This is a genomic window from Pseudomonas sp. EGD-AK9, assembly GCF_000465935.2.
In the GTDB taxonomy this organism is placed as follows: domain Bacteria; phylum Pseudomonadota; class Gammaproteobacteria; order Pseudomonadales; family Pseudomonadaceae; genus Aquipseudomonas.
The window spans coordinates 1-9,363 of record NZ_AVOF01000089.1; the positions used below are offsets into that span (position 1 = coordinate 1).

6 protein-coding genes and 1 pseudogene are annotated in these 9,363 nt (G+C 65.5%); 5 read left to right on the forward strand and 2 right to left on the reverse strand.

All coding sequences use genetic code 11. The features are described 5' to 3' along the window. A partial coding sequence (locus N878_RS05035) for an NAD(P)-dependent oxidoreductase (RefSeq protein WP_021442590.1) occupies positions 1-517 on the reverse strand: 517 nt, incomplete at its 3' end. Positions 518-596: 79 nt separating this feature from the next. Here N878_RS05035 and N878_RS05040 point away from each other — a divergent pair. Then, complete coding sequence (locus N878_RS05040) at positions 597-1,226, forward strand: LysE family translocator (RefSeq protein WP_021442591.1); 630 nt, start codon at positions 597-599, stop codon at positions 1,224-1,226. 45 nt (positions 1,227-1,271) lie between these two features. Here N878_RS05040 and N878_RS05045 read toward each other — a convergent pair whose 3' ends face one another. After that, the gene (locus N878_RS05045) at positions 1,272-2,447 is read right to left on the reverse strand and encodes an acetyl-CoA C-acyltransferase (protein ID WP_021442592.1); all 1,176 of its coding nucleotides are present in this window, start codon (positions 2,445-2,447) and stop codon (positions 1,272-1,274) included. Between the two features lie 189 nt (positions 2,448-2,636). On the opposite strand from N878_RS05045, the gene N878_RS05050 reads away from it, so the two are divergent. From N878_RS05050 to N878_RS05065, 4 genes and pseudogenes are all read left to right on the forward strand, one after another. After that, complete coding sequence (locus N878_RS05050; RefSeq protein WP_021442593.1) at positions 2,637-4,319, forward strand: fatty acid--CoA ligase; 1,683 nt, start codon at positions 2,637-2,639, stop codon at positions 4,317-4,319. 217 nt (positions 4,320-4,536) lie between these two features. Continuing rightward, complete coding sequence (locus N878_RS05055) at positions 4,537-6,330, forward strand: DUF1302 domain-containing protein (RefSeq protein WP_021442594.1); 1,794 nt, start codon at positions 4,537-4,539, stop codon at positions 6,328-6,330. 32 nt (positions 6,331-6,362) lie between these two features. Further along, positions 6,363-7,730, forward strand: coding sequence for a DUF1329 domain-containing protein (locus N878_RS05060; protein WP_021442595.1), 1,368 nt, complete (start codon positions 6,363-6,365; stop codon positions 7,728-7,730). Positions 7,731-8,003: 273 nt separating this feature from the next. Then, positions 8,004-9,363, forward strand: a pseudogene (locus tag N878_RS05065) (helix-turn-helix transcriptional regulator); the annotation flags it as partial.

The following is a 9,363-nucleotide window of genomic DNA, read 5'->3' on the forward strand; positions in this document are numbered from 1 at the left end:
CCTCGGCCAGGCGCGCCACCGCGCCGCCCAATTCGCCGTGGCCGAGCAGGCCGAGGGTCTTGCCTTCCAGCTCGACTATGGGGTGGTCGAGCAGGCAGAACTGGCTGGCCTGCTGCCAGCGCCCGGCGGCGACGTCGCGCTGGTAGTCGGGCAGACGGGTGGCCAGGGCCAGCAGCAGCATCAGGCAGTGCTGCGCCACCGACGGCGTGCCGTAGCCCTGGCAGTTGCTCACCATCACGCCATGGGCGCGGGCGGCGGCCAGGTCGATGTTGTTGGTGCCGGTGGCGGTGACCAGCACCAGCTTGAGCTCGGGGCAGGCGGCGAAGGTGGCGGCGCTCAGCGGTACCTTGTTGCTGATCGCTACCTGGGCGCCCTGCAGGCGTTCGGCGACCTGCTCGGGGGCGGTCTGCGGGTGCAGGGTCAATGTGGCGAAGGCCTGCTGCAGGGGCAGCAGGTTGAGGTCGCCGAGGTCGAGGGAGGCGTGGTCGAGGAAGACGGCGCGGGCGCTGTTGCTCATCAGCTGTACCTTTTCGCAGAGGGGGCGCAGGAGTAGATTGGCGAGCCTACCAGACCTCGCCTGCCGCTGCGGAGCCACCATGTACTGGACCGAGTTTCTCACCGTCGCCCTGATCCACCTGCTGGCCGTGGCCAGCCCGGGGCCGGACTTCGCCATCGTGGTGCGCGAGAGCGTGGCCCATGGTCGTCGCGCCGGGCTGTTCAGCGCCTTCGGCGTGGGCACCGGGATCCTCGTGCACGTCACCTACTCGCTGCTCGGCATCGGCCTGATCGTGTCGCAGTCGATCGTCCTGTTCAACGCGCTGAAATGGCTGGCGGCGGCCTACCTGCTGTATATCGGCATCAAGGCGCTGCGCGCGCGCCCGGCCGATCCGGCCAGTGCCGAGCTGAGCCTGGCGGCGGGCGAGCGCAGCGCTCGCGGCGCCTTCGTCAGCGGCTTCGTCACCAACGGTCTGAACCCCAAGGCGACGCTGTTCTTCCTGTCGCTGTTCACCGTGGTGATCGACCCGCACACGCCGGTGCCGGTGCAGGCCGGCTACGGCCTCTACCTGGCGCTGGCCACCGCGCTGTGGTTCTGCATGGTCGCCTGGCTGTTCAGCCAGCAGCGGGTGCGCGCCGGCTTCGCCCGCATGGGCCACTGGTTCGATCGGCTGATGGGCGCGGTGCTGGTGGCCATCGGCGTGAAGCTGGCGCTGAGCGAGATGCGCTGAACGCCAGAGCCCCGCAACTGCGGGGCTCTGTCGTGATGGGCGGGCTTACAGCAGTTCGATGGCCACCGCGGTGGCCTCGCCGCCGCCGATGCACAGCGAGGCGACGCCGCGCTTGCCGCCTTTCTTCTGCAGGGCGTTGATCAGGGTGAGGATGATCCGCGAGCCGGTGGAACCGACCGGGTGACCCTGGGCGCAGGCGCCGCCGAAGACATTGACCTTGGCGTGATCCAGGCCGTGTTCGCGCATGGCCAGCATGGTCACCATGGCGAAGGCCTCGTTGATCTCGAACAGGTCGATTTCGTCCTTGTTCCAGCCGGTCTTCTTCAGCAGATTGCTCATGGCGCCGATGGGGGCCAGGGTGAACTCGCTCGGCTCCTGGCTCTGGGTGGCGTGGGCGACGATCCTGGCCAGCGGCTTGAGGCCGCGCCTGGCCGCTTCTTTGGCGGTCATCAGCAGCAGGGCGCTGGCGCCGTCGGAGATCGAGCTGGCGTTGGCCGCGGTGATGCTGCCGTCCTTGCGGAAGGCGGGCTTGAGCGCGGGGATCTTGTCCAGGTTGGCGGTCAGCGGCTGCTCGTCGTCCTTGACCAGCACCTCGCCCTTGCGGGTGGCGACGGTGATCGGCACGATCTCGGCGTCCAGCGAACCGTCCTTGATGGCGGCCTGGGCGCGCTTGAGCGACTCGATGGCGTAGGCGTCCATCTCTTCGCGGCTGATGCCGTACTTATCGACGGTTTCCTGAGCGAAGGAGCCCATCAGGCGGCCGCTGCGGGCGTCTTCCAGGCCGTCGAGGAACATGTGGTCCTTGATCTCGCCGTGGCCCATGCGCAGGCCGGTGCGCGCCTTTTCCAGCACGTAGGGGGCGTTGGACATGCTTTCCATGCCGCCGGCGATCATCACCTGGTTGCTGCCGGCCTTGAGCGCGTCGAAGGCCTGCATCACCGCCTTCATGCCCGAACCGCACAGCTTGTTGATGGTGGTGCAGCCGGTGGCGGCGGGCAGCCCGGCGTTGAGCGCGGCCTGGCGCGCCGGGCCCTGCTTGAGGCCCGCGGGCAGCACGCAGCCCATGATCACTTCCTGCACCTCGGTCGGGGCGATACCGGCGCGGCTGACCGCCTCGCGAATGGCGGCGGCGCCCAGGTCGACGGCGGACACGCTGGCCAGGCTGCCCTGGAAGCCGCCCATGGGGGTGCGGGCGCCGCTGACGATGACGATGTCGGACATAGCTGTTACCTCGAACGAAAGTTGGGCTGGGAGCAGCCTGTTTCGCGACCGGCTGCATGGCTGGATTCTAACCTGTGACCGAAAGTGGCCAAAGGGTCACGCGGCAAATCATTCTTTGGGCTGATTTCGCCCCGCCGGCGCCGCTCTAGAGTCGCAGCATCCCTTCCTTGTGCGCCTTCAGGTGACTCCATGTTGCAGACCCGTCTGATCCCTTCCGCCGCCAATGCCCACGCCTACCCGCTGCTGATCAAGCGCCTGCTGCTGTCCGGCAGCCGCTACGAGAAGACCCGCGAGATCGTCTACCGCGATCAGCTGCGCTACAGCTACGCCACCTTCAACGAGCGCGTCGCGCGCCTGGCCAACGTGCTGAGCGCGGCAGGGGTCAAGGCCGGCGACACAGTGGCGGTGATGGACTGGGACAGCCACCGCTATCTCGAGTGCATGTTCGCCATCCCCATGCTCGGCGCGGTGCTGCATACCATCAACATCCGCCTGTCGCCGGAGCAGATCCTCTACACCATGAACCATGCCGAGGATCGCTTCGTGCTGGTCAACAGCGAGTTCGTGCCGCTGTACAACGGCATCGCCGGCCAGCTGACCACGGTGGAAAAGACCCTGCTGCTGACCGATGGCGAGGACAAGACCGCGGCGCTGCCGAACCTGGTCGGCGAGTACGAGAGCCTGCTGGCCGCCGCCAGCCCGCAGTACGACTTCGCCGATTTCGACGAGAACTCGGTGGCCACCACTTTCTATACTACCGGCACCACCGGCAACCCCAAGGGCGTGTACTTCACCCATCGCCAACTGGTGCTGCACACCCTGTCGATGGCCGCCACCATGGGCTCGCTGGACAGCATTCGCCTGCTCGGCAACGACGACGTCTACATGCCGATCACCCCGATGTTCCACGTGCACGCCTGGGGCGTGCCCTACGTGGCCACCATGCTCGGGGTCAAGCAGGTCTACCCGGGTCGTTACGAGCCGGAGATGCTGTGCCGGCTGATCAAGGAGGAGCAGGTCAATTTCTCCCACTGCGTACCGACCATCCTGCAGATGTTGCTCAATGCACCCAATGCCCAGGGCCATGACTTCGGCGGGATGAAGATGATCATCGGCGGCAGCGCGCTGAACCGTTCGCTGTACGAGGCGGCCAAGGCGCGCGGGATCCAGCTGACCGCGGCCTACGGCATGTCCGAGACCTGCCCGCTGATTTCCTGTGCCTACCTCAACGAGGAGCTGCGCGCCGGCAGCGAGGACGAGCGCACCGCCTACCGGATCAAGGCCGGCATTCCGGTGCCGCTGGTGGAGGCGGCGATCATGGATGCCGAGGGCAGGCTGCTGCCGAGCGACGGCGAGGCGCAGGGCGAGCTGGTGCTGCGCGCGCCCTGGCTGACCCAGGGCTACTTCCGCGAGCCGGAGAAGGGCGAGGAACTCTGGGCGCACGGCTGGCTGCATACCGGCGACGTGGCGACCATCGACGGCATGGGCTTCATCGAGATCCGCGACCGCATCAAGGACGTGATCAAGACTGGCGGCGAGTGGATCTCCTCGCTGGAGTTGGAGGACCTGATCAGCCGCCATCCGGCGGTGCGCGAGGTGGCGGTAGTCGGCGTACCCGATCCGCAGTGGGGCGAGCGGCCGTTTGCCCTGCTGGTGGCGCGTGAAGGCCAGGCGCTGGACGCCAAGGGGCTCAAGGAGCACCTCAAGCCTTTCGTCGAGCAGGGTCACATCAACAAGTGGGCTATTCCCACGCAGATCGCCCTTGTTACCGAAATTCCCAAGACCAGCGTCGGCAAGCTGGACAAGAAGCGCATTCGCGTCGATATCGCCCAGTGGCAGGAGGCCGGCAGCGCCTTCCTTTCCACCCTGTGAGTAGCGGTTTGACTGGGCGGCGGAAATGACCGCTCAGTCAAACAAGCGTTTGGCTTGCTAATTGCTGTTTCACGTCCATGCTTGGCTGGTCGCAGGCCTTGAAACCGGCGAGCCAGAGTGCCTGGGGGCTGCAAATCACACTTTCGAGGGATCAAGCAGTAATACCCGCTGGCTATAGTCCAAGCATCCATAACAAAAAATAGATGGAGTAGCGTCGATGACAAAAACAACCCCTTACTGGCGCCTGGCGAAACTGCCGCTGGCCGTCAGCCTCGCTTCCACCCTCGCCGCTCCGGCATTCGGCGTCACTTTCAATATCGGCGAGATCGAAGGTCAGTTCGATTCGCAGCTGTCCGTCGGTGCCAGCTGGGCGGTGCGCGGTGCCGACCCGAGTCTGGTGGGGAGTCGTAACGGTGGCGAGGCCTCGTCCCAGACCGGCGACGACGGTCGTCTGAACTTCAAGAAGGGCGAGACCTTCTCGAAGATCTTCAAGGGCATCCACGACCTCGAGCTGAAGTACGGCGATACTGGTGTGTTCGTGCGCGGCAAGTACTGGTACGACTTCGAGCTGAAGGACGAGAGCCGCCTGCTCTACGACATCGACGACAGCAACCGCAAGACCGCCGCGCAATCGTCCGGCGTGCAACTGCTCGACGCCTTCCTCTACCACAACTACGCCATCGGCGACCTGCCGGGCAGCGTGCGCGTCGGCAAGCAGGTGGTGAGCTGGGGCGAGAGCACCTTTATCCAGAACTCGATCAACTCGATCAACCCGGTGGACGTCTCGGCATTCCGTCGTCCCGGCGCCGAGATCAAGGAAGGCCTGATCCCGGTCAACATGTTCTATGTGTCGCAGAGCCTGACCGACAACCTCTCGGCCGAGGTGTTCTATCAGCTCGAGTGGGACCAGACGGTTCTCGACAACTGCGGCACCTTCTTCGCCGTCGATGTGGTGCAGGACGGCTGCGTCGATCGTTTGGCCGTCAACGGCAGCGATTTGGGTGGTCCGGGCAGCCCGGGTTATCGGTATGTGGGGCGCATGGCCGACAAGGACGCGCGCGACAGCGGGCAGTACGGTATCGCACTGCGCTGGTTCGTCGAGGAACTGAACAATACCGAGTTCGGCTTCTACACCATGAACTACCACAGCCGTACGCCGATCCTGTCCTACAAGGCGGGGCAGAGCGTCTACCTGTTCCCCGATTCTGTAGAGAATCCGGCCACCGGCGAGCTGTTCGCCAAGTACGGGCTGGAATACCCGGAAGACATTCGCCTGCATGGCGTGAGCTTCGCCACCAACGTCGGCTCCACCGCGGTGAACGGCGAATTGAGCTATCGGCCGAACATGCCGATGCAGATCAACACCACCGACCTGACCCTGGCCTCCATCGCCCAGGGCCCTATCGCTGGTCTGCTTGGCGTACCGACCAACCTGCCGATCTACACCAGCGGCCATGCGGCGTTCGGCGAGGGTGAGATGCTGACCGGTTATGTGCGCAAGCCCATGACTCAGGCGCAGGTCAGCGTTACCCAGTTCGTCGATCAGGTCGCCGGCGCCGAGCGCCTCACCCTGGTGGGCGAGGTGGGCTATACGCACGTCAGCAACCTGGGCAAGAACGAGCTGCGTTTCGGCCGCGCCCCTGAGTTCGGCGCTGGCGCCTACCCCGACAACAGCCTCTGCACCGGTATTGCCAACCCGGCGAATCCGCAGAACTGCGACGACAAGGGTTTCTTCACCAACACCTCCTGGGGTTACCGTCTGCGTGCGGTGCTCGACTACAACAGCGTATTCGCCGGCGTGAACCTCAAGCCCAGCCTGTCCTGGTCGCATGACGTGGACGGCTACGGTCCGACCTTCAACGAAGGCAACAAGGCCATCAGCCTGGGCCTGGATGCCGAATACCAGAACACCTACACCGCCAGCCTGTCCTACACCGACTTCTTCGGTGGTGAGTACAACACCAATATCGACCGCGACTTCGTCGCGCTCAGCTTCGGTTTGAACTTCTAAGCGGCCAGGAATTTCGAGGAATCATGATGCGAATGAAAACAACAAAAACTCTGTGGCAAAGCGGCGTCCTGACCCTGTCCCTGCTGGCCAGCGGCGTGATGGCGGCGGTATCTCCGGACGAAGCGGCCAAGCTGGGCACCAGCCTGACGCCGCTGGGCGCCGAGATGGCCGGCAACGCCGATGGTTCGATTCCGGCCTGGACCGGCGGCCTGCCGGCCAATGCCGGCACCGTCGACGGCAAGGGCTTCCTCTCCGACCCCTTCGCCAGCGAGCAGCCGCTGTTCACCATCACCGCGCAGAACGTCGAGCAGTACAAGGACAAGCTGACTCCCGGCCAGCTGGCCATGTTCAAGCGCTACCCGGACAGCTACAAGATGCCGGTCTATCCGACCCACCGTTCGGCCAGCCTGCCGTCGGCGGTGCTCGAGGCGACCAAGCAGAACGCGGTCAATACCAAGATGGTCGAGGGCGGCAACGGCCTGGAAAACTTCCAGACCGCCAACCCCTTCCCGATCCCGCAGAACGGTCTGGAAGCGATCTGGAACCACATCACCCGCTACCGCGGCGGCAGCGTGCGTCGTCTGGTCACCCAGGCCACGCCGCAGGCCAACGGTTCCTACTCGCTGGTGTACTTCCAGGACGAGTTCACCTTCCGCGATGCGCTGACCGACTTCGACGCCAGCAAGGAAAGCAACGTGCTGTTCTACTTCAAGCAGCGCGTCACCGCCCCGTCGCGTCTGGCCGGTAACGTGCTGCTGGTGCACGAGACTCTCAACCAGGTCAAGGAACCTCGTCTGGCTTGGCTGTACAACGCCGGTCAGCGTCGCGTGCGCCGCGCCCCGCAGGTGTCCTACGACGGTCCGGGTACCGCCTCCGACGGCCTGCGTACCTCCGACAACTTCGATATGTACAACGGTGCGCCGGATCGCTACAACTGGCAGCTCAACGGCAAGAAGGAGATCTTTATCCCCTACAACGCCTACAAGCTGGATTCGCCGAGCCTGAAGTACTCCGACATCATCAAGGCCGGCCACATCAACCAGGACCTGACCCGTTACGAGCTGCACCGCGTCTGGCACGTGACCGCGACCCTGAAGGACGGCGAGCGCCACATCTACGCCAAGCGTGACTTCTTCATCGACGAGGACACCTGGCAGGCCGCACTGATCGATCACTACGACGGTCGCGGTACCCTGTGGCGCGTGGCCGAGGCTCATGCTCAGTACTACTACGACAAGCAGGTGCCCTGGTACACCGTCGAGACCCTGTACGACCTGCTGTCCGGTCGTTACCTGGCCCTGGGCATGAAGAACGAGGAGAAACAGGCCTACGACTTCAACTACAAGGCAGCCGGCAGCGACTACACCCCGGCGGCGCTGCGCCAGGCGGGCGTGCGCTAAACCCTCGCGTCCTGCAACACGAAGAAGCCGGCCTTGTGCCGGCTTTTTCGTTGCTGCGCGCCGGCTTTCTTGGGCTGGGCACATGGCGCAGCCTGGTCCGCCATTGCCGGCACCGCAGCCAGTTGAGCCCGGGTCTGGCAACCGCAGCTGCTGCGCTTGCCAACCGGCTTTTTCGTTACCGACTGTAGCCGGCGCTTCAAATGGTCAGTGCAAGCCGCTAGGCTGGGGTCAGGTCGCGCCCGCTGCATACACGAGACTTCCAAGAATTGGCCGATGACTGACCTTTCCCGTTCGCCAGGTTTCCCCTACATGCCGGCCACGCCGGTCGAAGCCCGTTTCTACCGGCCGCCGCTACCGGCGGGGCATACGCCCCGCGAGCGCTTGTGCCAGCGTCTGGAGGAGGGGCTGCAGGGCCGTCTGCTGCTGGTCTGTGCGCCGGCCGGATTCGGCAAGAGTTCCCTGGCCATCGAATTCTGCGAGCGCCTGCCGGCCCATTGGCACAGCCTGTGGTTGGGCCTGAGCGAGCGCGATAGCGATCCCGGGCGTTTTCTCGAACGCCTGCTGCAGGGCCTGCAGCAGTTCTACCCGAGCCTGGGGGAAGAGGCGCTGGGCCTGCTGAAGATGCGTCAGCGCCATCAGCCCTTCGCCTTCGAGCAGTGGCTCGACGGCCTGCTCGACGAGTTGGCCCATGAACTGGACGGCGGTCAGCCGCTGCTGTTGGTGCTCGACGACTATCACCTGGCCCAGGGGCCGGTGCTCGACCGTTGCCTGCAGTTCTTCCTCAATCACCTGCCACCCGGCGTCCTGCTGCTGGTGACCAGTCGCCAGCGGCCGGACTGGCACCTGGCGCGTCTGCGCCTGTCGCGCCAGCTGCTGGAGCTGAGCGAGCAGGATCTGCGCCTGACCGCCGACGAGCTGGACGCCCTGCTGGCCAGCCAGGGCGCCTGCCTGGAACGCCAGCAGGTCGCCGGCATCCTGCAGCGCAGCGAGGGCTGGGTCGCCGGTCTGCGCCTGTGGCTGCTGGCCGGCGAGGACCTGGGCAGCGAGGCGCAGGCCAGGCTCGAGCTACACGGCGGCGAGGGGCTGATCCGCGACTACCTGCTGGAGGAGGTGATCGAGCGCCAGCCGGCCGAGGTGCAGCAGTTCCTCTACGACACCGCCTGCCTGGAGCGCTTCTGCGCCGAGCTGTGCGACGCGTTGCGCGACAGCCATGACAGCGCCGCGATCATCCGCCAGCTGCAGGCCAACCAGGTGTTCCTGGTGCCGCTGGACGAGCAGGGGCGCTGGTTTCGCTACCACCATCTGTTTTCCGATCTGCTCAACGCGCGCCCGGCCGAGGGCCTCAGTCGCTCGCGCGGCAGTTCGCACCTGCGCGCCTGTCGCTGGTTCGCCGCCGAGGGCATGCTCGATGCCGCCATCGAGCAGGCGCTGCTGGCCGGCCAGGCCGACGTCGCCGCCAGCCTGGTGCAGAACCTCTCCGAGGAGCAGCTGCTGGCCGAGCAGAACGTCGCCATGCTGCTGCGCTGGAAGACCAACCTGCCGGACGAGCTGCTGGCCAGCACGCCGCGGCTGATCATGCTCTATGGCTGGGCGCTGGCGCTGGCCTGCCAGTTGGATGCGGCGCAGGAGCTGC

Bases quoted from the DNA above. Each gene is read 5' to 3' on its own strand.
- N878_RS05050 (WP_021442593.1), top strand. From the start codon at position 2,637: ATGTTGCAGACCCGTCTGATCCCTTCCGCCGCCAATGCCCACGCCTAC.
- N878_RS05055 (WP_021442594.1), top strand. From the start codon at position 4,537: ATGACAAAAACAACCCCTTACTGGCGCCTGGCGAAACTGCCGCTGGCC.
- N878_RS05040 (WP_021442591.1), top strand. From the start codon at position 597: ATGTACTGGACCGAGTTTCTCACCGTCGCCCTGATCCACCTGCTGGCC.
- N878_RS05045 (WP_021442592.1), bottom strand. From the start codon at position 2,447: ATGTCCGACATCGTCATCGTCAGCGGCGCCCGCACCCCCATGGGCGGC.
- N878_RS05060 (WP_021442595.1), top strand. From the start codon at position 6,363: ATGAAAACAACAAAAACTCTGTGGCAAAGCGGCGTCCTGACCCTGTCC.